Raw genomic sequence first — 21,344 nt, forward strand, 5'->3', positions numbered from 1 at the left:
GACCTTGCGGCCCAATAGCTGACGCTATCTGTTGCGCATCTTTTCCAAGACCCGTGACCAGCCGCCGGGGCTGACCAGAAAGGACAGCAAGAAGCCGCAGACGAAGCCGGCCACATCTGCGATCCAGTCAAGCCCGCCGCCAAAGAGAACGCCGAAGACGAGCTGGATGCCCAGCAAGAACCCTACCAGCGTGAAGGCGCTTTTGCCGTCTTGGCCAAGCTGTGTCAGTTGCACCCAAAGCAGGAAAGTAAATCCGCCGATCAGCCCATAGGCTCCGGGATAGGCGCCAACCAAGGGCACAGTCGCATCGGTGATCAGCCCGAAGACCAGCGCGCCGAAAATGGCAGACAAAAAGAACATTGCCAGAAAGGCTATGGGCGAGAACACCTCCCCCACCACTTTGCCGATGGCCAGCACGATCACCACCGCGAAGGCCGCATGCGTGAAGGAGCCGTGGATAAAGGGGTAAGTCACGAAACGCAGCAGGTGCTCAGGCGGGAACTGGCCGGTTTCCAACATGTAGCTCCAGAGCGAGGGGATGAAGGCGTAATCCTGCATCGCGGCGATGCGCCAGCCGATGGCGCCGGGCCCGCCTACCAACCCACTTTCGCCTGCTTGCAAGACGATCTCTACCGCGGCCATGACCATGGCGAGCGCAATGACCACCGTTGGCAACGGGTTGAACGGGCTTTCATCCGCATTTGGGTTGTACATCTTGCCTGCTCCGGTTGACCTGGGTTTGGGCAATAGCTAAGCGATGACGTTGAGTTTATCCAGACGGGGGGCCGTTTCATGGCCACAACATTCACACCGCGCGTCTTTTCCGGCATCCAGCCATCTGGCGGGTTGACGCTGGGCAATTATCTGGGCGCGATCAAGCGTTTCGTGGATATGCAGGCGGCGGATTTCGAGACGATCTACTGCATGGTCGATTTGCATGCGATCACCGTCTGGCAGGACCCGGCTGAGCTGCGCCGCAACACGCGTGAGCTGTGCGCAGGCTTCATTGCGTCCGGCATCGACCCGGAGCAGTCCATATTGTTCAACCAAAGCCAAGTGCCCGAGCACACCCAGCTGGGCTGGATTTTCAACACCGTGGCCCGGATGGGCTGGTTGAACCGGATGACGCAATTCAAAGACAAGGCGGGCAAGAACCGGGAGGCCTCCTCCGTGGGTCTGTTTGCCTATCCGGCGCTGATGGCGGCTGACATTTTGATTTACCACGCCACCCATGTGCCCGTGGGGGAGGATCAGAAGCAGCATGTCGAGCTGACGCGCGACATTGCCGAGAAGTTCAACCATGACTACGGCGTCGACTTTTTTCCTGTGACTGAGCCGGTGATCGAGGGCGCGGCCACGCGGGTGATGTCGTTGCGCGACGGCTCCAAAAAGATGTCCAAATCCGACCCAAGCGACATGAGCCGGATCAACATGACCGATGACGCCGATGCGATTGCGCAGAAAATCCGCAAGGCGCGCACCGACCCGGACGCGTTGCCGTCTGAGGCGGAGGGTTTGAGAGACCGGGCCGAGGCGCGCAATCTGGTCAATATTTTCGCAGCGCTTGAAGGCAAGACAGTCGATCAAGTGTTGGCTGATGTGGGCGGGAAGCAATTCTCTGAGTTCAAGCCGATGCTGTCAGATCTGGCGGTCGCCAAGCTATCGCCCCTCTCGGGCGAAATGGCACGGTTGATGGAGCACCCCGACGAAATCGACAAAATACTGGCCCGTGGGGCCGAGCGCGCCCGCGCCGTGGCCGCGCCGATCCTGAAACAAACATATGAAATTGTGGGAATGGTCGGGGCCTGAGCACGGCCTCGCGTTTTGTCATAATCTTGCAACAAAACTGACACCGCGCCGATTCCGAATCCGCCTATTTCATTGGCATCGAAAGTCGTGCAGCGGCCTTGGTCCCCCATAGCAGGCCGATTGGAAGCACCCAAATGAGGCTGCACATCTTCTTTGCCCCCGGCCTGTCCCTGCCGGGGGCATTTTTTGTCGGACGCCGCAAAACGCATGCTCTGGACCTTGACCGCCGCGCATCCTAGCCTTGGACCGATGCGCGAGGAGAAGCACCATGGCGACCGGCACCAATATCAAGACATATTTCGAAGGAAGCTGGCATGACGGCGACCTGCCAATCATTCGCGCAGGTGATCATGGAGCTTGGCTGGGCACCTCCGTGTTTGACGGCGCGCGGTTTTTCGAAGGCGTGTGCCCCGATCTGGAGGCGCATTGCGCGCGGGTGAACCGTTCGGCAGAAGCGTTGATGATCACGCCGACGATGGAGACCGCGCAAATAGTCGAAGCGGTACATGAAGGGCTGGCGATGTACCAGCCCGGCGCCACAGTTTACATCCGCCCCATGTATTGGGCGCTGGATGGCGGCGATTTGGGCGTGGACCCCAAGCCCGGCTCTACCGGCTTTACGATCTGCCTTGAGGAAATTCCGATGGCGCCTGCCGGCAAAGCTACGACGCTGACGACAACGCAATTCCGCCGTCCCGTGATGGAGGATGCAGTCGTGAATGCCAAGGCAGGCTGCCTTTACCCCAACAACGCGCGCATGCTGATAGAGGCGCGCAGCAAAGGGTTTGGCAACGCGCTGGTGGCAGATGCGTTGGGAAATGTCGCTGAAACCGCAACGGCGAATATCTTTATGGTCAAGGATGGGGAGGTATTTACCCCTGCCCCCAACGGCACGTTTCTGGCCGGGATCACCCGCGCCCGGCATATGAAAAACCTGCGCGAAAACGGCGTGACCGTACATGAAACCGTGCTGAGTTTTGACGATTTTCGCGGCGCGGATGAGGTCTTTACCTCCGGCAATATGATGAAAGTCACGCCCGTCAGCGAATTTGACGGCACCCATTACCAGCAAGGCCCCGTCACCAAACAGGTGCGGGAGATGTATTGGGATTGGGCTTTGTCGGACCAGCCGGGATGACAGGCCTGATCTTTTGGATAGCTGCGTCACTGGCGTTGTTTGTTGTTGCCTATCTCGCCCTGTTCGGGCGTTCCAAATAACTGATTTGAAAGGACAGCCCCATGAAATCTGCGAAAGACTTTCTTGATGACGCCAATGCGGTCGTACCGCGCATCCCGGGCGGCGATGCGATTGCAAAACACGGCACAGATGCGGTTTTTGTTGACGTGCGGGATGCGGGTTCAATCGCGGAAAGCGGGACCATTGCGGGCGCTGTTCGTGCGCCACGTGGTATGATCGAATTCATTGCGGACCCGGCGATGGAGAGCTTCCACAACCCTGCTTTCACCAAAGATGCGGAACTTTATCTGGTGTGCGGCGCGGGTGGTCAGGCCGCATTAAGCGGCAAGACCCTCGTTGATATGGGGTATACCAATGTCACCAATATTGGTGGGATCTCCGAGTGGAAGGACGCCGGCGGGCCGATGGAAAACGGTTAACAGAGAACGCCCCGGTACGTGCCGGGGCGCTTTTTTCATGCGGCGCGCTGTCGGTGGCGCATGACGGCGAATAGCCCGAGCCCCGCAAGTAACATTGGCAGGCCCGCAGGCAAGGGAACTGGGGCCAGCTCGGGCGCGAGGCGGTCTGAGATTTGATCGACCACCGCAGAGCCCCATCCGGCGTGAACAAACGCCCCGGGATGCACGTTGTCGACAAACAAAAAGGCCTCAGACGACCCCGGCACCAAACAGGCGTTGTTGGGATCAAATATCGGGGAGCCGACGCTCGTGGTGCATGCCCGGTCTGCGATCAGGCCTACCTCCGCAGCCAAGGACTGTATCTTCTGTGTCTCGGTGAACCGGTCAAAAATTTCGATCTCCAACCCTTCGCGAGCGGCCAAAGCGGCCAACGTGCCTTCGAATGCCGCGTTGAAGGCGAAGGCTTCCGCATCAAGCCGCGCCTTGTCCAAGGCGCTGAGATTTGCGTTCTGCGGTAGAAAAGCGGCGGAGGTACTATTGGACACCAGGAATGAATCGTATTGCGGCCCCAGCGCTGCGATCTTCAAAATACCCGCCACAATATTGTTGATCACGGCGAATGGATCAGCGTTGCCTTGCAGGAAATCATTGCCACCGATCAAAATGCCGACAAGCGGGTTTTCCCCGGTCTGATCATCAAACCCGGCGTTTTCAAAGGCATCAACTTGCGCGGAGAAATTGCGCAGTTCAAATACCGGGATATCGTCGGGATTGTTGGGGTCAGGCGTGCGCGCGGCATCAAATTGCTGGAAGGCCGCGTCATTGTCATTATCAGGCCCGGCGGTCGCGCCGCCTAGGGCGAGGTTGAAATTCGCCTGGCCGCGTTTTTCGAATTCCGCGCCGACGATTTCCATCCAGGTTGGCCCGTCAGAGAACCGCCCGCCAAGGCTTGGCGGTTGCAGCTGCAAAAGCCGCCCCTTGTCGCTGAGGCTGTCGCCAAACCCGACGAACCCGGTGAAATTATCAACTGGCGCGGCTTGCGCGGCAGCAACCGTTACCGCCGTTGACATGAAGAATGCACGAATGAAATGAGGCATCTGATTTCCTTTTTTAAAATGGGCTTGTTTGGCAATACGCTTAACTTAGCGCGTTTATTCCCGCGGACTTGCCAAAACTATGTAACCACTTTTCGTTTTAGCTTTTGTGACGTCCGCGTTCGCGGTTGCGCCACATGCACCCTTCCCCCATTATGGCCAATGCCGTGACTGAAGGAGGCATATCATGCGCAAGTTTCTGGTCGTGCTCGATGACAGTAAGGAATGCCTCAATGCGATGCGTTTTGCCGCTATGCGCGCCGCGCGGACCGGCGGCGGGGTCGAAGTGTTGGCCGTTATCCCTCCCGAAGAGTTCAACCATTGGATTGGCGTCGGCGACATCATGCGCGAAGAGGCCCGAGAGCGTATTCACGCGCATTTCGAGGTCTTCGCCAAATGGATGCGCGACAAGCAGGGCGTCGACCCGGAGCTGATGATCCGCGAAGGGGAACCAGTGCGCGAGATTTTGGCGCAGGTGCAGGAAGATACGGAAGTGGGCGTTTTGGTTCTTGGCGCGGGCACTGATGGCGGCCCCGGCCCCTTGGTGACGGAGCTGACCCGCAATTCAGGCAACCTGCCGATGCCGATCACTGTGGTCCCCGGCGACATGAGCAAAGAACGACTGGAAGCGATCAGCTAAATGCCACTATTAGAACAATTCTAAACTCTTGACCTTTGTGAGCTTCGCGCACATATTAAAAGCCTGATAGAAAAGGTCGGCCTCTCATGTTCATCCAAACAGAATCCACGCCAAACCCCGCAACGCTGAAATTCCTGCCCGGCCAATCCGTGCTGGAGGTCGGCACCGCAGATTTTCCGTCGCCCGACACAGCGGCAAGCTCACCACTTGCCACGCGCATTTTCGCGGTTGAGGGCGTCACCGGCGTATTCATGGGGCTTGATTTTGTTACCGTGACCAAAGCGGACGCGACCGAATGGGACCATATCAAACCGGCAATCCTTGGCGCGATCATGGAACATTACCAGTCGGGCGCGAAGGCGGTTGAGGGCGAAGCGTCCTCCGGCCACGCGGAACATACCGGCGAAGACGGCGAGATTGTCGGCCAGATCAAAGAGCTTTTGGATACCCGCGTGCGCCCAGCAGTGGCGCAAGACGGCGGCGACATCACGTTCCACGGATTTGATCGCGGCGTTGTCTATTTGCACATGCAAGGCGCTTGCGCCGGATGCCCATCGTCGACCCTTACCTTGAAAATGGGGATCGAGAACCTGCTACGCCACTACATCCCTGAAGTTGTGGAAGTCCGTCCCGTCGCGGCCTGATATGGCCAGTCAGACTGCCGTGAGTATTGGCCGGAGCGCACGATGCTATTGCGGGGCGTCCACCCTGACTTTTTCCAAAGAACCGCTGCAGGTTGTCTATTGCCATTGCGACGATTGCCGACGCTGGACAGGCGCTGCGGCCCCCGTATTGGCAGCGTTTTCAGATAGTTGTGTTGAAGGGCTAGAAGCGCTTGGGCCCGGGCGATCCTTCGTTCAGGGTGTGCGGCGATGGAATTGTGAGGCGTGCGGTTCGCCGATGCTTGGGCGGTTTGACTATGTTCCAGACCAATCCTGGGTACCTCTGGGCGTGATCGAAGAAGCCGCCGGTTTGGCGCCAGAGTTTCACTGTTTTTCCGAGCGTCGGCATGACTGGGTGGCGGGTGCTGACCTGCCGGGCTCAACCGGGACGGGGCGGGACGCCTTGAATGACGCTCATGGCGATTGAGCCGCTGATTTTGGCGTTTGACACCTCCCTACCCCATTGCGCGGCGGCGGTGGTTCAAAACTTCACGCGCTATGAGCAGACCGAGCCGATGACCAAGGGACAGGTGGAGCGGTTGATGCCGATCCTTGAAGGGACGCTTGCGCATCAATCCATTACCTGGGCCGATCTGGACATGATTGCGGTCGGCATTGGGCCGGGGAATTTCACGGGCATTCGCATTGCCGTCTCGGCAGCGCGGGGTTTGGGGCTGAGCCTTGGCATTCCGGTCATGGGCGTGTCGCTGTTTGAAGTGATGCGTGATCCCACGGGCCTTGGCGCGCATGCGGCTGAGATTGTCAGCCTTGAGGGGCCACGCGGCAGCGCCTACGTGCAACATTTTCGCTATGGCGTCCCGCATTCCGCGCCGCGCGTGATCGACCCTGCGGACCCACCACCAGACCTTGAGCTGCCGATACGCATGCAGGTGCGCGGTTTTGCGGCGGAGGCAATAGCCAAGCCTTTTGGATGCGCGTGGGACCATGCCGAGTTACAGAACGTGGCTGCGCGGATCGGGCTTTGCGCAAGCTATCGCTATCTGGGCGGAGAAACCGCGCCTGACCGACCTGCCCCGCTTTATGTGCGCGCCCCGGATGCCGCCCCGCCGCGTGACCCCGCGCCGATTATTCTGGACGCATGAGCCTGAACACGACACAGATGGCCGCGCTGCATGCAGCATGCTTTACCGTCCCGCGCCCTTGGTCTTTGACGGAAATCGAAAGCATGGTGGCAGCGCCAGGCAGTGTGGACTTACGCGCGCCCAATGGGTTTTTGCTGGGCCGCGTGGTGGCCGATGAGGCAGAATTGCTCACTTTAGCTGTTGACCCGAATGCGCGCCGCCAAGGTGTCGGCAGGCGCCTGACGCAGGCTTTTCTGAGAGCTGCAAGCGACGCTGGCGCCGCGCAGGCGTTTCTGGAAGTTGCTGCCGAAAATGCGGCTGCGCAAGCCCTCTACCAGTCACTGGGTTTTTCGCAGGCGGGCCTGCGAAAGGGCTATTACGGCGGCCTGGACGCTATTGTGATGGCCCGTACGCTGGGCGATGAAAAAACAGACTGACTTTAGGTCACGGCGCCGAGTGGCTCCCGTCTGGGTTAAGAATCGGTTGCCCTCCCCCGGCGATACCCCTTAATGAGGTATTACTGAGAGACATCTCAGCTTTGCAAATAACCCGGGGGGACGGTCCCCGGTCCGCAGCTGAATCGGCGCGGATAACAAAACATCTGGGAGACCTTAATGACCCTCATGAAATCACTTATGGGCGCAGCCGCGACACTCGCACTGAGCGCAGGCGCTGTGCTGGCTGAGCCGGCCATCGTATTTGACCTTGGCGGCAAGTTCGACAAGTCGTTCAACGAAGCGGCTTACAATGGTGCGCAGAAATGGGCCGAAGAGACCGGCGGCAAGTACCGCGAAATCGAAATGCAATCCGAGGCGCAGCGCGAGCAAGCATTGCGTCGTTTGGCTGAAACCGGCTCCAACCCGGTCGTCATGACAGGCTTCGCCTTTGGCAACGTGCTGGGCGAAGTGGCCCCTGACTACCCGGACACAGATTTTGTCATCATCGATATGGTCGTGGGCCAGCCGAACGTGACGTCGGTGGTTTTCACCGAGCATGAAGGCTCCTACCTTGTGGGCTATATGGCGGCGCAAGCGTCCAAAAACAACACTGTGGGCTTCGTCGGCGGCATGGACATTCCGCTGATCCGCCGCTTTGCCTGCGGTTACGCGCAAGGCGCGAAAGCGGCCAACCCTGACACCACCGTCATCGCCAACATGACCGGCACAACTCCCGCCGCTTGGAATGACCGCGTCACCGGCGCCGAGCTGACAAAAGCGCAGATCAGCCAAGGCGCTGATGTTGTCTACCATGCTGCTGGCGGCACCGGTGTTGGCGTTTTGCAGGCAGCCGCGGATGCTGGCATCTTGGGCATTGGTGTTGATAGCAACCAGAACGGCATGCACCCTGGCAAAATCTTGACCTCCATGCTCAAGCGCGTGGATGTGGCCGTCTATGACGCGTTCACAGCGGGCACCGAACAGCCGGGCGGCGTGAAGGTTCTGAACCTCGCCGCAGACGGTGTCGGCTACGCGATGGACGAAAACAACGCAGACCTGGTGTCCGCCGAAATGCAAGCAACCGTTGATGCGATTGCCGGCAAGATCATCGCAGGCGAGATCGCCGTGCATGACTACATGTCCGACGAAAGCTGCCCGTCGCTGACCTTCTAAGGTTCGGGTTTTAATATTGGGGCCACGCTTTTACGGGCGTGGCCCTTTTTTGGCTTTGCGGGGGCCTATGGCACATTCACTTGAGACATTTTTCGACGCTTGGTCGGATGGCAGCGCGGACAAGATCGCGGCTTCCGTGACAGAGGACGCGATTTATCTGGACCCGCGCACGCCGGAGCCGCTGACAGGGCCCTCAGCGATGACAGAATACGTTGCCATGTTTGCGCAGCACGCGCCCGGCGCGGTTGCAGAAGTGGTGTCCATGTCCGAAACCGGCCCGCATGCGCGCACAACGATTGCTTTCAAAATGGCCGATGGCATGGTCCACCACGGCCAGTATTTCGCCGACATGGCATCTGATGGCCGCATCCCGCGGATGGTCGGGTTTGTTGGCACCGGAGCGCCGGAATGAACGATCAAGCCCCCGCGATTGAGCTGAAAGGCATCTCAAAAGCCTTTGGGCCGGTGCAAGCCAATAAAGATATTTCGATCCGTGTGATGCCGGGCACAATCCACGGCATTATCGGCGAAAATGGCGCGGGCAAATCAACGCTGATGTCGATCCTCTATGGATTTTACAAAGCCGATAGCGGGGAGATTTATATCTCCGGTCAAAAGACCCCGATCCCAGACAGCCAGTCGGCGATTGCAGCGGGCATTGGGATGGTGTTTCAGCATTTCAAGCTGGTCGAAAACTTCTCTGTATTGGAAAACGTGATCCTGGGGGCGGAGGACGGTGCGCGGCTTGCCACCTCCCTGGGCAAGGCCCGCAAGGAACTGACCCGGCTGGCGGATGAATATGAGTTGAACGTCGACCCGGATGCGTTGATCGAGAATATTGGCGTGGGGATGCAGCAGCGGGTCGAAATCCTGAAAGCGCTCTACCGCCGGGCGGACATTTTGATTTTGGACGAACCCACTGGCGTGTTGACGCCCGCCGAGGCCGACCATTTGTTCCGCATCCTTGAGGGGCTGAAGGCGCAGGGCAAGACCATCATCCTGATCACGCACAAACTGCGTGAAATCATGGAGGTGACAGACACCGTATCGGTGATGCGGCGCGGACAGATGACAGCGACGGTGAAGACATCGGACACATCCCCGCAGGAACTGGCAGAGCTGATGGTGGGCCGCAAAGTCCTGCTGCGGGTCGACAAGACGCCCGCTCAGCCAAAGGACAAAGTTCTCGAAATCGAAAATCTGCAAGTCACTGACAGCAAAGGTGTAAAACGCCTCAAAGGCATCTCGCTTGACGTGCGTGCAGGGGAGATTTTGGGCATCGCAGGGGTCGCGGGCAACGGGCAATCGGAGCTTTTGGAAGTGCTGGGCGGAACCCAATCCGCGACCGGCACCATCCGTGTAAATGGTCAGGAAATTGACCTGACCGGCGCGCGGTCGGACGCCAAATCGCGCCGCGCACGTGGCATTGCCCATGTGCCCGAGGATCGGCAGCGCGAAGGGCTGATCATGGATTTCAAGGCCTGGGAAAACGTGGCCTTCGGATATCATGACGAGGAGGAATATAACTCCGGCCTGCTGATGGATCAGAGCGCCATAAAGGAAGACGCAGCAGGCAAATTCAAACGGTTTGACGTGCGCCCGGACAATCCGATGCTGGAGGCGAAAAGCTTCTCAGGCGGCAACCAGCAAAAGATCGTGCTGGCGCGCGAGATTGAGCGCAACCCGGATCTTTTGCTGATCGGACAACCGACCCGCGGCGTCGATATTGGCGCGATTGAGTTCATCCATCAGCGCATCGTCGAGCTGCGCGATGCGGGCAAAGCGATTTTGTTGGTCTCAGTTGAGCTGGAGGAAATCCTGTCACTCGCCGACCGGATTGCCGTGATTTTCGACGGGCAGATGATGGGCGAGCGGCTACCTGCACAGACCGATGAAAAAGAGCTGGGACTGCTGATGGCGGGGATGACCGGACAGGAAAGGGAGGCCTCCTGAGATGCAAACCATGCCAAAATGGGCCGACATTATCCTGATCCCGCTGATCAACTTGATGCTGGCGTTTTTCATTTCGGGGCTGGTGATCCTGGCGATTGGGGAAGACCCGATTGCAGCGCTGAGCCTGATGATCGAGGGCGCGCTCGGAACCAGCTATGGCTGGGGTTTCACGCTATATTACACCACGAATTTCATCTTTACAGGGCTTGCCGTGGCCGTGGCCTACCACGCCGCCTTGTTCAATATTGGCGGTGAGGGTCAAGCCACGTTGGGCGGCTTGGGCGTTGCGTTGATTTGCCTGTTGATCCCCTGGCCGCATTGGACGGTGGCGCTGTTTGCGGCATCGCTGGGCGCTGCGGCCTTTGGGGCGCTTTGGGCGCTGATCCCAGCCTATTTGCAGGCCAAGCGGGGCAGCCATATCGTGATCACAACGATCATGTTCAACTACATCGCGTTTTCGCTTTTGAACTATGTCTTGGTAGAGATTTTGCGGCCTGCGGGTGCAATGGATCCTGCCTCTGGCAAATTCCCGGAAGCCACGCATTTGCCGACGATCAGTGATATGTTGAACTCGGTTGGGATCCCGTTTGCGGCGCGGACGCCCGCGAATGTCTCGCTGATCATTGCGCTGATCGCCTGCGTGGCCGTGTACTACCTGATCTGGCGCACCAAGCTGGGCTACCAAATCCGCGCCTTCGGAAAATCGCAGCCAGCCGCAAAATATGCGGGCATTTCGGCTGTGAAGATCACGGTTATCGCCATGGCAATTTCCGGCGGATTGGCGGGCATGATGGCCATCAACAACGTGATGGGGGAGGCTGAGCGACTGGTCTTGAACTCCGTAGAGGGGGCCGGGTTCATCGGGATCGCCGTGGCCCTCATGGGGCGCAGCCACCCGTTTGGGGTTTTGATGGCAGCGCTGTTGTTTGGGTTTCTCTACCAAGGTGGCGCGGAGCTGGCGCTTTGGACCTCGATCCCGCGTGACCTGATCATCGTTATCCAAGCATTGGTGATCCTGTTCACGGGCGCGTTGGACGGCATGGTGCGTACGCCTGTCGAGCGGCTGTTCCTGATGATGCGCAAGAGGGAGGGGTGAGCGAATGGACTATCTGACGCTTATGCAAATTCTCGACTCGTCACTTCGTTTGGCGACGCCGTTGCTGTTTGCCTGCCTCGCCGGGTTGTTCTCTGAGCGCGCTGGGATTTTCGACATTGGGCTTGAGGGCAAGATGCTTGCCGCCGCGTTCCTATCGGCCGCGATTGCAGCCGTTTACGGTTCTGTCTGGTTGGGGCTTTTTGCGGGCATCATGGCATCGCTTGCGCTGTCGGGGCTGCACGGCGTGGCATCCATTACTTTCCGCGGCAACCAGCTGATTTCGGGCGTTGCGATCAACTTTTTGGCTTCCGGGCTGACGGTTTTGGTCGCGCAAAGCTGGTTTAGCCAAGGCGGGCGCACACCGCCCCTGTCGTCGGGCGGGCGGTTTAATGAGATCACCCTGCCCTTCGCCGATGCTTTGAGCACTATGCCCATCATCGGGCCGTTCTATTCCGAAGTGATATCGGGACATTCGATACTGGTTTACGTAGCGCTTCTGGCCGTGCCCTTTAGCTGGTACGTGCTGTTTCGCACACGCTTTGGACTGCGTCTGCGCGCCGTGGGCGAGAACCCCGCGGCGGTTGATACGGCAGGTGTGTCCGTCATCGGGTTGCGCTTTGCAGCCGTTGCAATCTGCGGCTTACTGTGCGGCTTGGCAGGGGCTTATCTATCGACCGGGCTGGATGCAGGTTTTGGCCGTGAGATGACGGCGGGGCGTGGATTTATCGCGCTTGCGGCGTTGATCTTTGCCAAATGGCGGCCATGGCACGCGCTTTACGCCACCCTTTTGTTCGGGTTCTTGCAAGCGATCGCGCTGCGTCCGGACGTGATTGAAGCATTGTTGGGCTTCAAGGTGCAGATCCAATTGTTGAAGGCGCTTCCCTATATTTTGACCGTGGTGATCCTGGCCGGCTTCGTTGGCAAAGCGATTCCACCGCGGGCTGGTGGCGAGGCTTACGTCAAAGAACGGTAAGAACCGGTCCCAATTTTACATTTGTTTCTGCGTTGCAGAAAGAAGTGAACTCTGGACCTATAGATTGGCATTGCCCCGACCATCTGGACGGGTCTAAGGGGGGCTATGCAGATCTACCTCCCCATTGCTGAAGTTTCGGTGAACGCCTTTCTATTGTTGGGCCTTGGCGGGCTGGTGGGCATTCTGTCGGGCATGTTTGGGGTCGGTGGCGGCTTTCTGATGACGCCGCTTTTGTTCTTTATCGGCATTCCGCCCGCCGTCGCCGTGGCGACAGAAGCGAACCAAATTGTAGCCTCGTCCTTCTCTGGGGTTTTGGCGCATCTCAGACGAAAAACCGTTGATCTAAAAATGGGCACGGTGCTGCTGATCGGCGGCCTCGTTGGCGCGGCGTTGGGCGTCCAGCTGTTTGCAATCCTGCGCGAACAGGGCCAGGTCGATCTGCTGGTAAAGCTTTGCTACGTAGTCTTTCTGGGCATTATTGGCGGTCTGATGTTTTTCGAAAGCCTGAAGGCGATCCGGCGCGCCAAGGGCACGCATAAGGTGCCCGCGCGCAAAAAACATGGGCTGGTGCACGCGCTGCCGTTGAAGATGAAATTCCGCACGAGCGGTTTATACATCTCCGTCATTCCGCCGGTTTTGGTCGGCGTTTTTGTGGGCATTCTGGCGGCCATCATGGGCGTTGGTGGTGGGTTCATCATGGTCCCTGCGATGATTTACCTGCTTGGCATGCCGACCAAAGTTGTCGTTGGCACGTCGCTTTTCCAGATCATTTTTGTCACCGGTTTTACAACCCTGATGCATGCCACAACGAACTACACCGTCGACATGGCTTTGGCTGTTCTGCTGCTGGTGGGCGGGGTGATTGGAGCCCAGGTTGGCACGCGGATTGGTGCGAAATTGCAGGCGGAACAACTGCGGATTTTGCTGTCGATCATGGTGCTGGCGGTCTGTTTTAAACTGGCGCTTGATCTGTTGATCATGCCATCGGAGCTGTATTCGATTGGCGAGGGCGGGCATTGATGCGCTTTGCTTTGATCCTTTTAGCGGTGCTTATTGGCAGCTTTGGCGCGCGCGCAGAACAAGTCGTGGCCGACATGTCATTGAGAGATGTTGAGATCACCGCGAACTTCGATGGTTCTGACATATTAATTTACGGCGCGATCAAAGGCGCGCGGGAAGAAGGTGGTCTTGCGCCATTGGATGTCGTGATTGCGATATCAGGGCCAGCAGGGCCGGTGACCGTGCGCCGCAAGGAAAAGCGCTACGGCATTTGGGTCAATGTGGACGCGGTTGAGGTCGCCCGAGCGCCAAGTTTTTATGCTGTTGCCTCCTCCGGCGTTTTGTCCGAAACGCTGTCGAAACTTGACGATCTGCGCTATCAGGTTTCGATCCCGCGCGCGATTTATTCGGTCGGCGCCGCGGCGGATATTGAGGACCCGGAAAGCTTCACAGAAGCGCTGATCCGCATTCGCAAAAGTCAAAACCTGTACCAACAACTCGACAATACCGTCGCTGTTCAACAGCAATCGCTGTTTTCGACAACGATTGACCTGCCCGCCAATCTGGTCGAGGGCACCTACCCCACCCGCATTTTTATCACCCGTGAGGGTGAGGTTGTCGGAAAACTGACCACGTTCATCGACGTGCGCAAGGTCGGCTTGGAACGTTGGGTTTACGATCTGGCACATGAGCGGCCCCTGATTTACGGTATCTTGTCGCTGGTGATTGCGATTTCCGCGGGGTGGCTCGCTTCCGCTTTCTTCAGGTATTTGCGCTTCTAATCGGGCAGCTCTTGTTGCGGCTCTAGCGCTAGGGGTGCTGGCGCAATTGCGGCCAAATCGCTGGTATCGAGCATCGTGCTTGGACGGCTGAGGCGATTACGTGTGATCCACAAAAGCCGGTTTTCTGCCCGGGTGATCGCGACGTAGGCGAGGCGTTTCCAGACGGGTTGACCCGCCTCCGACCGTCCCGAACGCGCAGCGGCATAGAGATCCGGCGCAAAGACCTGAACCGTGTCCCATTGCGAGCCTTGTGCCTTGTGGATCGTCACGGCCGCCCCGTGCAGAAAAGACGCGCCCATCCGGGCAGCAAATGGGATGAAGGGTTCTTCCTCATCAGGGGCTTCGATTTTGATGATTGAGGCCGCTGAGACCTGCGGATCCTCGGCGCCGACGACATGCAGGCGCGAAAATCCGGGCTTTTTGCCGGGCCCCATATAGACAACCTGCGCGCCTTTCACGAGGCCGCGCGCCTCCAGATCAATGCGTTTCTTGCGATGCTTTACTGGCAATTCGATCCCGTCGCAGATCAACGGCTCACCCGGCAGAAGCGTGTCGACAGTGGCGCCGTAGGCCCCGCGCCACGCTTGGATCAGACGGATACGCGTGGCGTTGCGCCAGACCAGAACAGGGGAGCGGGCCATGAGATCAGCCTCGACCCGTTCGGCAAAGACAACACGGTCGTCCTTTTGTGCAGCCTCTCGGACGAGGTTTTCGAACTTGTAGAAATCGACGTCCGGATCCGCCAAGGCGTGGGCCAGATCAAGGATTGGGTTGCCTGCGTCTTGGCGATGCACGCGGCTGAGTTCCAGTTTGCGTCCGTCTTTCAGCGTGTCGAAGACCATGTCCCCGTTTGAACCGACAGGGGCCAATTGTGCCGGGTCGCCGAACAGCACGAGCGTCGGGAAGATTTCGCGCAGGTCTTCGAATTGTTTTTCGTCGAGCATTGAGCTTTCGTCCACAAACCCAATATCGAGCGGGTCCTCACGCCGTTTCCAACCTTGAATGAAGTCGGAGCCGCGAAGCCCAGCGGCGGCAAGCGCGCCCGGTACGGATTTATGCGCGTCATAGAACAGTTTGGCACGATCAAGTGCGCCGTCCGCCAAGCCTTCAATTTCGGGACGATCCCCTTGGCCTGCGAGCCAATCGGCGATCAGCTCATAGTCAGGATCATAGAGAGGCGTGTAAAGAATGCGGTGAATTGTCGTTGCGGGTACGCCCCGGTTTCTGAGTACAGATGCGGCCTTGTTGGTGGGGGCCAACACCGCCAGAGTGCGGCGGTCCTTGCGCGCCCGGCCTTCATAATCGCCCGACACAAGATCGACCCCTGCCCCCGTCACTGCTTTCACCAGCTCAGACAGGAGCAGCGTTTTGCCAGAGCCAGCCTTTCCTACGATGGCCATCACCTGTTCGCGCGCCTCTTGCAGAGGCATCGTGTCACCGGTGGTGATGTCGACACCGGCGCGGCCCAGCAGGTCAGCGACGGCGTCAAACGCCTCAGCCTGATCGTCAGAATAGGTGATTTTGGAAAGCTCGGACATGGACGCGACCCTATAGGTGCGCCCATGTCTCTGCCAGCGGGATCGCGGAGAACTAGGCCGGAATTTGCAAATATTGCTCAGCGGCTACCGCAAGGTAGGGATGGTTGAAGGAATGGCGGAACCAGGCCTCGGCTTGGGTTTTGTCGAACTTGGCGCGCGCCTCGACCCGGGGACGGGCGGATTGATCAAACCCCCATAGCCCAACGCCTATTTCTTCATGGCCTTCACCGGCACGTCCGATGACCTCGGGCTTCACACCCAACAGGCCGTAAATGCGTTCCATGCGCGGGTCGAAAACGCCAACGAACTGCATGAGCGCGAAATTTTCCATCAGCTCGGACGCACCGAGAACCAATGCCGCGGTGACGCGGCGGTCAGCATCAGGAGCAAGACAGAACCGGGTGCATTCCCAGATTAGGGGCGAGCGGATGTCGGTCCCGTCGATCAGATGGGAGAAGTGGTCGTTGATCATAGTGTCGCCCGTCGTGGGCAGAAAACGCATGGACCCACCATGGCGACCGTCGCTGTCTTCCCAAATAACATATAGCGGGTTCATCGCGTCATATTCGTCGCGTTCGTGACCCTTCTCATCGATGGTGACGGCCCAGTTCAAACGGTCGCGAAACTGTGTGGTCCGGTCGCGGAACATTGTGTCTTTGAGAAGTGGGTATTGATCAAGGTCAGTGGCGTAGATGAAGCGAAGCATTGGCGATTACCCTTCTGGATGTGCTGCCAACAAGGCTGCGCCAAAGCGGTAATCAAAATCTGAACTTGGTTAACGACGCTATCAGACTCCGTTAACCATTCGAATCGATCAGGTCATTGGCCCTTTGAAACAAAGGGTCAGACGACTATTTGTCCGGCAGCCAGAGCGCGCGCTACGGCGTGGGTAGTGTTCAGGGCGCCCATCTTGTGTCGTGCGGATTCGACATAGACTCGCAGTGTATTTTCCGAGATCTCTAGCTCTTGCGCCGCTTGCGCCCTATTTTTGCCTTTCGCCAAAAGGGTCAATGTCGAACGTTCCCGCGGCGACAGCTGTGCCGCTTCGAGGCTGAAAACCCGCTCCTCCAACTCTAACGCTTTGGTGTTGAACGCATGAGACACCAAGATCAGGTCTTTCTTCTTCTCACTGATCAAGGCCTCCCATTCCGCGTCGGACCGGCTATCGGCGAGGGTAAAGAGCGCGTACTGCCCTTTTGGCCCCCGGATTGGGACGGTGAAGCCTTGCGGCCCGACCCCAAAAGAGGCCGCATCGCGCAGCATTTCACGTGCGCCTTTGCTGCTCCAATCCAGTTGTTTCCAGTTCACCGGGTCAAACCGGTGAAAGCACCCTAGAATAACGGGATCGATATAAAGGTAGTCTTTTTCGAGATAGTGGTCGATCCATTCGGTGGTGTATGTCCCGCAGCCAAAGCGTTCGCCTACGCTATTGACCCAGTGATATACGACGTGGTCGACCCCGTAATCGTCGCGAATGGCTTCCGCCGCTCGCTGAAGCTCTTCAAGGGTTGTTGCCCGTGAGAGCGCCGCCTGCATGTCTACGATCTTGTTCAATGTCACTCATCCCTGCTTGCGGCATTGATTGAGCAATATCGATCTCTTTCGCTGCCACCTGGATCGTGTCGTCTAATCGGTCTGCGAGTTGCCCCATCGAATTGGAGGCGGAAAACTTCCGCAAATCGGTCAAAACGTCAATAATCCAGTCGTTTGTCATGTTGAGTGTCCTTCTGAACAGTTAATCAAACGTTAAAATAAGAATACTCTGAAGCGACATGTTCCGATATTCGCGTTTTTCCCTTCACCATAAATGGTGAGGTCTAAATCTCTAAAGCGCTGTTTTTATTGCAACGGCTTGTAAAAACACAAAAAAACCCTCCGAATTCAGCGAATCGGAGGGTCCAGAATCAGTTCCGTCAAGTGCGGAAACCTATGCTTGACGGCTTGCTTCCAAAGTGTCCTCAAAGGTGGAAAGGCCTGTTTGGCGCGCCGTTACCAGCACCGCCATGTTGCCTGGCTTATGCTCATTGCGCAGCATTTTGGTGTGGGCCTGCGGGATTTCGTTCCAGGGGAAAACCTCAGACATGCAAGGGTCAAGACGACGCTCAACCATCAGCTGGTTGGCTGAGCTGGCCTGCTTGAGATGCGCGAAGTGGGAGCCCTGCACCCGCTTCTGGTGCATCCAGAGGTAGCGCGCATCCATTGTCAGGTTGTAACCTGTCGTGCCCGCGCAGATGACGACCATACCGCCCTTTTTGCAGACGAAGACGGAGGCGGCCATTGTGCTTTCGCCCGGATGCTCAAACACCATGTCGACATTATTGCCCTTGCCGGTGATGTCCCAGATGGCCTTGCCGAACTTGCGAACCTCGCCGAACCACTCCTTGTATTCAGGTGAATTCACCGTTGGCATCTGGCCCCAGCAGTTGAAATCCTTGCGGTTCAACACACCCTTGGCGCCAAGCCCCATCACGAAATCGCGCTTGCTTTCGTCGGAGATCACCCCGATGGCATTCGCACCCGCCGTATTGGCCAGCTGGATTGCGTAGGAACCGAGGCCACCCGAGGCGCCCCATATCAGCACGTTCTGGCCGGGCTTCAGCTCATGCGGGTGGTGGCCGAAGAGCATGCGGTAGGCCGTGGCCAGCGTCAGCGTGTAACAAGCACTTTCTTCCCAGCTGAGGTGCTGGGGGCGCGGCATAAGCTGCTGGCTTTGCACCGTGGTGAATTGTGCGAAGGAGCCGTCAGGCGTTTCATAACCCCAGATACGCTGCGAGTTGGAGAACATCGGATCGCCACCATTGCATTCCTCATCATCGCCATCGTCTTGGTTGCAGTGGATCACGACCTCATCGCCGACCTTCCAACGAGTGACTTTTTCACCAACCGCCCAGACGATGCCGGACGCATCGGAGCCTGCGATATGGTAGTCGGCCTTGTGCACGTCGAACGGGCTGAGCGGCACACCCAGACCTGCCCAGACTCCATTGTAGTTCACGCCAGCGGCCATAACGAGGACGACGACCTCATGGCTGTCGGGCTGTTTGACGTCGACAATCTCTGTCAAGAAGGCCTGCTCAGGCTCGCCGTGACGTTCGCGGCGGATCGCCCATGCATACATTTGCTTCGGCACATGGCCCAGAGGCGGGATTTCACCGACCTCATAGAGGTCCTTAACGGGGGCATCATAATCCATGAAAGAGTCTCTCGTATCTAAGGCCATAACTGGGTTCCTCATTTTCACATGCTGTCGCGCAGAATCAAATGCTGCGCTGCCAATAAGCGATGGATATAGAGGCGAAAGTAACTTTACAACCCTATTTGGTCTTTTTTTGTAATTTTATGTCGCAGAGCTTTCAGCGCTCAAATGCTCAATGGATTTCGCATAGTAAGGAACCAATTCGGCGTATTTGCCAGTTAGCTGGACATTATCGCCGCTTGTCTCAACCATCCCGCGCGCCTCCAACATGCGCAGCGCTGCGTCGAGGCCCTTTTCGGCCCCCGATTGCGGCAGGCAGACATTGAAGTTCTTTGCCTGCATCGCTGCGATCTCAGCGTTAAAGCGTTTGGTGAGCTCGGCTCTGGTGATCTGTCCACCCGCTTGTTGCAAGTGCCAAGCCACTATGGGAACGGGCAACGCCGGGACGGAGCTGGCAACGCGCGCCATAAGTGCTGCGCCAAGATCTTGGGCGACATCCGCATGCGGCGTGCTAAGGAATTCACGCAGCGAGAGTGGCGTGCCGTAGGCAACAGCCGCGAAGCCGAGACGGTGAAAACGGCCTGTGACGCGTTGCAGCAGATGCCGGCCAACATAGCGAAACACCATGGAGATGCGAAAGCGGAAACGTTTGCGGTTGTCCCCGGCGGCCGCTGACAGCACACGGTCTTCCAACACCCGGTCATAATTGAGGCCTACGGGCACGAATACCACGTCGCGCACACCGGCTGGATCGAACCCTTCTACGATATAGCTGATCAACCCGAGCTTGGGCGCACCCAAACTGCCATCCCGCGATAGCCCGCCCTCGGGGAAAACGGCTTGCGCTACGCCTTCCCGCGTCGACAGCTGGACGTAGCGCGCCAGCACCCGGCGGTAGAGCGGGTTGAGCGATTTGCGCCGAATGAAGTAGCCGCCCATCATTTTGATTAGTGGGCGCAGCGGCCAGCTTTGCGCCCATTCGCCCACAGCGTAGGACAGCGAGGTGTCTTTGGCCGCGAGATAGGTGACCAGCACATAGTCCATGTTGGAGCGGTGGTTCATAATATAGACAACGGTCGCGTTTGGATCGATCGCCTCAATCGCGTCATGGGTTTGGTTCACAACCCGCACTCGGTAGAGGCTACGCGACAGCCATTTCGCCAGCCGCGTGCCCCACCCAAAATAGACCGTAGCGCTGAAAGACGGCACAATTTCACGCGCATACCGTTCCGCCGTCTCGAAGGCGACATTGTCTGGAATGCCTTCCTTTTCTGCATAGTCATTGACGGCCCGGATCACGTCGGGGTCATAGAGCACGTTTTGGATCATGTCGTGCCGCTGCGCCAGCTTGAAGGGTTGGATCGGGCGTTTGAGGTTGTCGTTGAGCCGCGCCACAACGCGCTCCGCCCGGCGGCGGAAGAACCAGCGCACAGAGGGGAAAAGCAGATGCGAGGCTGCCGTAACCGCCGCCAGCAGCCCCATCAGGATCAACGCCCAGATGGGCAGTTCAACGGTTTGAAACATGCGCGCGACGTTGACAGGGAACGCGTCGGAGGTAAATCCATTGCGCCAAACCGCCATCCCGTTGTTTTCTTCAGGCCACATGCCCACATCAACAAAATGGAGCATGTAAGCATTCGCCCCGGCTTGGCCACGCATCACCGAGATGAGGCCGCATCGATGTTTTGGCAGGCTTTTCGCGCAAAGCTGGGCCTTGCGATGGGCCCCGAACACAAAGCCATACGATTTCTGACCGACGTGATTGACCCCGACCACGCGATCAGCGCGTTATCTGAAAACGGTGCGCTGCTGGGCGTCGCCGGGTTCAAAACCAGTGAGGGAAGCTTCGTGGGCGGCGATTGGCTGGATCTGGTCTCTGTCTACGGGAGATTTGGAAGCCTTTGGCGCGCGCCATTGCTGGCCATTTTGGAGCGCGACCTTGCAGCGGGCATCTTGCTGATGGACGGTATTTTTGTAGCCCCCAATGCCCGTGGAAAGGGTGTGGGGACGCAATTGCTATGCGCTGTGAAGGATGAAGCCCGTCGTCGAGAGCTAACGCAGGTGCGGCTTGATGTGATCGATACCAACACGCGGGCGCGAGCGCTTTATAAACGTGAGGGGTTTGTGGCCGGAAAGACCACGCATCTTGGCCCGTTTCGGCATCTCTTCGGGTTTCGAAGCGCAACCACCATGGTCTACACCCGTCCCCTGTGATTTGCCTCCGTTTCTGCAACGCAGCGAATTGACAACGCCACATTATTCCGATTAGTAACTCATATACGAAATAAAGTTACCCGAACCGATTCACGAGGCC

Annotated in this window: 24 protein-coding genes; 16 read left to right on the forward strand and 8 right to left on the reverse strand. The window is 58.0% G+C overall.

From position 1 onward, the window contains the following. Positions 1-24: 24 nt before the first annotated feature. Positions 25-714, reverse strand: a complete 690-nt coding sequence (locus ACZ1G7_RS07880; protein ID WP_472663267.1) for a rhomboid family intramembrane serine protease — start codon at positions 712-714, stop codon at positions 25-27. A 78-nt stretch (positions 715-792) separates the two neighbouring features. Here ACZ1G7_RS07880 and trpS point away from each other — a divergent pair, with 78 nt between their 5' ends. The 3 genes from trpS (at position 793) to ACZ1G7_RS07895 (ending at position 3,426) form a co-directional block, all read left to right on the forward strand. Then, positions 793-1,809 (forward strand): tryptophan--tRNA ligase, encoded by a 1,017-nt coding sequence (trpS, locus tag ACZ1G7_RS07885; RefSeq protein WP_472663268.1) that lies wholly within the window; start codon positions 793-795, stop codon positions 1,807-1,809. A gap of 268 nt (positions 1,810-2,077) precedes the next feature. Continuing rightward, on the forward strand, positions 2,078-2,947 hold the full coding sequence (locus tag ACZ1G7_RS07890) for a branched-chain amino acid aminotransferase (protein ID WP_472663269.1): 870 nt from the start codon (positions 2,078-2,080) through the stop codon (positions 2,945-2,947). A 101-nt stretch (positions 2,948-3,048) separates the two neighbouring features. Continuing rightward, complete coding sequence (locus ACZ1G7_RS07895) at positions 3,049-3,426, forward strand: rhodanese-like domain-containing protein (RefSeq protein WP_472663270.1); 378 nt, start codon at positions 3,049-3,051, stop codon at positions 3,424-3,426. Between the two features lie 35 nt (positions 3,427-3,461). Here ACZ1G7_RS07895 and ACZ1G7_RS07900 read toward each other — a convergent pair whose 3' ends face one another. Then, positions 3,462-4,502, reverse strand: a complete 1,041-nt coding sequence (locus tag ACZ1G7_RS07900) for an SGNH/GDSL hydrolase family protein (protein WP_472663271.1) — start codon at positions 4,500-4,502, stop codon at positions 3,462-3,464. A gap of 184 nt (positions 4,503-4,686) precedes the next feature. Here ACZ1G7_RS07900 and ACZ1G7_RS07905 point away from each other — a divergent pair, with 184 nt between their 5' ends. The 12 genes from ACZ1G7_RS07905 to ACZ1G7_RS07960 all read left to right on the forward strand — a co-directional run bounded on the left by ACZ1G7_RS07905 (position 4,687) and on the right by ACZ1G7_RS07960 (position 14,296). Next, positions 4,687-5,139: a universal stress protein gene (locus ACZ1G7_RS07905; protein ID WP_472663272.1), complete on the forward strand. Its 453-nt coding sequence runs from the start codon at positions 4,687-4,689 to the stop codon at positions 5,137-5,139. 86 nt (positions 5,140-5,225) lie between these two features. Beyond that, a complete protein-coding gene (locus ACZ1G7_RS07910; protein WP_472663273.1) occupies positions 5,226-5,783 on the forward strand; it encodes a NifU family protein in 558 nt (185 codons plus the stop codon). Position 5,784: 1 nt separating this feature from the next. Beyond that, positions 5,785-6,228, forward strand: coding sequence for a GFA family protein (locus tag ACZ1G7_RS07915; protein WP_472663274.1), 444 nt, complete (start codon positions 5,785-5,787; stop codon positions 6,226-6,228). Then, on the forward strand, positions 6,209-6,904 hold the full coding sequence (gene tsaB / locus ACZ1G7_RS07920) for a tRNA (adenosine(37)-N6)-threonylcarbamoyltransferase complex dimerization subunit type 1 TsaB (RefSeq protein WP_472663275.1): 696 nt from the start codon (positions 6,209-6,211) through the stop codon (positions 6,902-6,904). The genes ACZ1G7_RS07915 and tsaB overlap by 20 nt, the downstream gene beginning before the upstream one ends. Then, positions 6,901-7,320, forward strand: coding sequence for a GNAT family N-acetyltransferase (locus tag ACZ1G7_RS07925; protein ID WP_472663276.1), 420 nt, complete (start codon positions 6,901-6,903; stop codon positions 7,318-7,320). Before tsaB ends, ACZ1G7_RS07925 begins: the two co-directional genes overlap by 4 nt. A gap of 177 nt (positions 7,321-7,497) precedes the next feature. Beyond that, positions 7,498-8,493: a BMP family lipoprotein gene (locus tag ACZ1G7_RS07930; RefSeq protein WP_472663277.1), complete on the forward strand. Its 996-nt coding sequence runs from the start codon at positions 7,498-7,500 to the stop codon at positions 8,491-8,493. A gap of 67 nt (positions 8,494-8,560) precedes the next feature. Beyond that, positions 8,561-8,905 (forward strand): nuclear transport factor 2 family protein, encoded by a 345-nt coding sequence (locus tag ACZ1G7_RS07935; RefSeq protein ID WP_472663278.1) that lies wholly within the window; start codon positions 8,561-8,563, stop codon positions 8,903-8,905. Continuing rightward, positions 8,902-10,446 (forward strand): ABC transporter ATP-binding protein, encoded by a 1,545-nt coding sequence (locus tag ACZ1G7_RS07940; RefSeq protein WP_472663279.1) that lies wholly within the window; start codon positions 8,902-8,904, stop codon positions 10,444-10,446. The genes ACZ1G7_RS07935 and ACZ1G7_RS07940 overlap by 4 nt, the downstream gene beginning before the upstream one ends. 1 nt (position 10,447) lies before the next feature. After that, positions 10,448-11,542, forward strand: coding sequence for an ABC transporter permease (locus ACZ1G7_RS07945; protein ID WP_472663280.1), 1,095 nt, complete (start codon positions 10,448-10,450; stop codon positions 11,540-11,542). A 4-nt stretch (positions 11,543-11,546) separates the two neighbouring features. Beyond that, the gene (locus ACZ1G7_RS07950) at positions 11,547-12,515 is read left to right on the forward strand and encodes an ABC transporter permease (protein WP_472663281.1); all 969 of its coding nucleotides are present in this window, start codon (positions 11,547-11,549) and stop codon (positions 12,513-12,515) included. A gap of 105 nt (positions 12,516-12,620) precedes the next feature. Beyond that, positions 12,621-13,535, forward strand: a complete 915-nt coding sequence (locus ACZ1G7_RS07955; RefSeq protein ID WP_472663282.1) for a sulfite exporter TauE/SafE family protein — start codon at positions 12,621-12,623, stop codon at positions 13,533-13,535. Continuing rightward, the gene (locus ACZ1G7_RS07960) at positions 13,535-14,296 is read left to right on the forward strand and encodes a TIGR02186 family protein (RefSeq protein WP_472663283.1); all 762 of its coding nucleotides are present in this window, start codon (positions 13,535-13,537) and stop codon (positions 14,294-14,296) included. Before ACZ1G7_RS07955 ends, ACZ1G7_RS07960 begins: the two co-directional genes overlap by 1 nt. Here the strand turns inward: ACZ1G7_RS07960 and ACZ1G7_RS07965 are convergent. The 6 genes from ACZ1G7_RS07965 to ACZ1G7_RS07990 form a co-directional block, all read right to left on the reverse strand. After that, entirely contained in the window at positions 14,293-15,834 is a 1,542-nt protein-coding gene (locus tag ACZ1G7_RS07965; protein WP_472663284.1) for an ATP-dependent DNA helicase, read from the reverse strand. The genes ACZ1G7_RS07960 and ACZ1G7_RS07965 overlap by 4 nt on opposite strands. Before the next feature lie 52 nt (positions 15,835-15,886). Continuing rightward, positions 15,887-16,540, reverse strand: a complete 654-nt coding sequence (locus tag ACZ1G7_RS07970) for an acyl-homoserine-lactone synthase (RefSeq protein WP_472663285.1) — start codon at positions 16,538-16,540, stop codon at positions 15,887-15,889. 137 nt (positions 16,541-16,677) lie between these two features. After that, a complete protein-coding gene (locus ACZ1G7_RS07975) occupies positions 16,678-17,394 on the reverse strand; it encodes a helix-turn-helix transcriptional regulator (RefSeq protein WP_472663286.1) in 717 nt (238 codons plus the stop codon). Then, positions 17,336-17,548, reverse strand: coding sequence for a hypothetical protein (locus ACZ1G7_RS07980; protein ID WP_472663287.1), 213 nt, complete (start codon positions 17,546-17,548; stop codon positions 17,336-17,338). The genes ACZ1G7_RS07975 and ACZ1G7_RS07980 overlap by 59 nt, the downstream gene beginning before the upstream one ends. A gap of 213 nt (positions 17,549-17,761) precedes the next feature. Continuing rightward, entirely contained in the window at positions 17,762-19,054 is a 1,293-nt protein-coding gene (gene ccrA, locus ACZ1G7_RS07985; protein WP_472663288.1) for a crotonyl-CoA carboxylase/reductase, read from the reverse strand. Positions 19,055-19,171: 117 nt separating this feature from the next. Next, the gene (locus ACZ1G7_RS07990; RefSeq protein ID WP_472663289.1) at positions 19,172-20,659 is read right to left on the reverse strand and encodes a 1-acyl-sn-glycerol-3-phosphate acyltransferase; all 1,488 of its coding nucleotides are present in this window, start codon (positions 20,657-20,659) and stop codon (positions 19,172-19,174) included. Between ACZ1G7_RS07990 and ACZ1G7_RS07995 the strand changes: the two genes are divergently transcribed. Next, positions 20,651-21,244: a GNAT family N-acetyltransferase gene (locus ACZ1G7_RS07995; protein WP_472663290.1), complete on the forward strand. Its 594-nt coding sequence runs from the start codon at positions 20,651-20,653 to the stop codon at positions 21,242-21,244. The genes ACZ1G7_RS07990 and ACZ1G7_RS07995 overlap by 9 nt on opposite strands. The last annotated feature ends 100 nt before the right edge of the window (positions 21,245-21,344 follow it).

The sequence above is a fragment of the Litoreibacter sp. JB4-2 genome, assembly GCF_055693445.1.

Coding starts and splice junctions, on each gene's coding strand:
- ACZ1G7_RS07880 (WP_472663267.1), bottom strand. CDS start 714: ATGTACAACCCAAATGCGGATGAAAGCCCGTTCAACCCGTTGCCAACG.
- trpS (WP_472663268.1), top strand. CDS start 793: ATGGCCACAACATTCACACCGCGCGTCTTTTCCGGCATCCAGCCATCT.
- ACZ1G7_RS07890 (WP_472663269.1), top strand. CDS start 2,078: ATGGCGACCGGCACCAATATCAAGACATATTTCGAAGGAAGCTGGCAT.
- ACZ1G7_RS07895 (WP_472663270.1), top strand. CDS start 3,049: ATGAAATCTGCGAAAGACTTTCTTGATGACGCCAATGCGGTCGTACCG.
- ACZ1G7_RS07900 (WP_472663271.1), bottom strand. CDS start 4,502: ATGCCTCATTTCATTCGTGCATTCTTCATGTCAACGGCGGTAACGGTT.
- ACZ1G7_RS07905 (WP_472663272.1), top strand. CDS start 4,687: ATGCGCAAGTTTCTGGTCGTGCTCGATGACAGTAAGGAATGCCTCAAT.
- ACZ1G7_RS07910 (WP_472663273.1), top strand. CDS start 5,226: ATGTTCATCCAAACAGAATCCACGCCAAACCCCGCAACGCTGAAATTC.
- ACZ1G7_RS07915 (WP_472663274.1), top strand. CDS start 5,785: ATGGCCAGTCAGACTGCCGTGAGTATTGGCCGGAGCGCACGATGCTAT.
- tsaB (WP_472663275.1), top strand. CDS start 6,209: ATGACGCTCATGGCGATTGAGCCGCTGATTTTGGCGTTTGACACCTCC.
- ACZ1G7_RS07925 (WP_472663276.1), top strand. CDS start 6,901: ATGAGCCTGAACACGACACAGATGGCCGCGCTGCATGCAGCATGCTTT.
- ACZ1G7_RS07930 (WP_472663277.1), top strand. CDS start 7,498: ATGACCCTCATGAAATCACTTATGGGCGCAGCCGCGACACTCGCACTG.
- ACZ1G7_RS07935 (WP_472663278.1), top strand. CDS start 8,561: ATGGCACATTCACTTGAGACATTTTTCGACGCTTGGTCGGATGGCAGC.
- ACZ1G7_RS07940 (WP_472663279.1), top strand. CDS start 8,902: ATGAACGATCAAGCCCCCGCGATTGAGCTGAAAGGCATCTCAAAAGCC.
- ACZ1G7_RS07945 (WP_472663280.1), top strand. CDS start 10,448: ATGCAAACCATGCCAAAATGGGCCGACATTATCCTGATCCCGCTGATC.
- ACZ1G7_RS07950 (WP_472663281.1), top strand. CDS start 11,547: ATGGACTATCTGACGCTTATGCAAATTCTCGACTCGTCACTTCGTTTG.
- ACZ1G7_RS07955 (WP_472663282.1), top strand. CDS start 12,621: ATGCAGATCTACCTCCCCATTGCTGAAGTTTCGGTGAACGCCTTTCTA.
- ACZ1G7_RS07960 (WP_472663283.1), top strand. CDS start 13,535: ATGCGCTTTGCTTTGATCCTTTTAGCGGTGCTTATTGGCAGCTTTGGC.
- ACZ1G7_RS07965 (WP_472663284.1), bottom strand. CDS start 15,834: ATGTCCGAGCTTTCCAAAATCACCTATTCTGACGATCAGGCTGAGGCG.
- ACZ1G7_RS07970 (WP_472663285.1), bottom strand. CDS start 16,540: ATGCTTCGCTTCATCTACGCCACTGACCTTGATCAATACCCACTTCTC.
- ACZ1G7_RS07980 (WP_472663287.1), bottom strand. CDS start 17,548: ATGACAAACGACTGGATTATTGACGTTTTGACCGATTTGCGGAAGTTT.
- ccrA (WP_472663288.1), bottom strand. CDS start 19,054: ATGGCCTTAGATACGAGAGACTCTTTCATGGATTATGATGCCCCCGTT.
- ACZ1G7_RS07995 (WP_472663290.1), top strand. CDS start 20,651: ATGGAGCATGTAAGCATTCGCCCCGGCTTGGCCACGCATCACCGAGAT.
- ACZ1G7_RS07990 (WP_472663289.1), bottom strand. CDS start 20,659: ATGCTCCATTTTGTTGATGTGGGCATGTGGCCTGAAGAAAACAACGGG.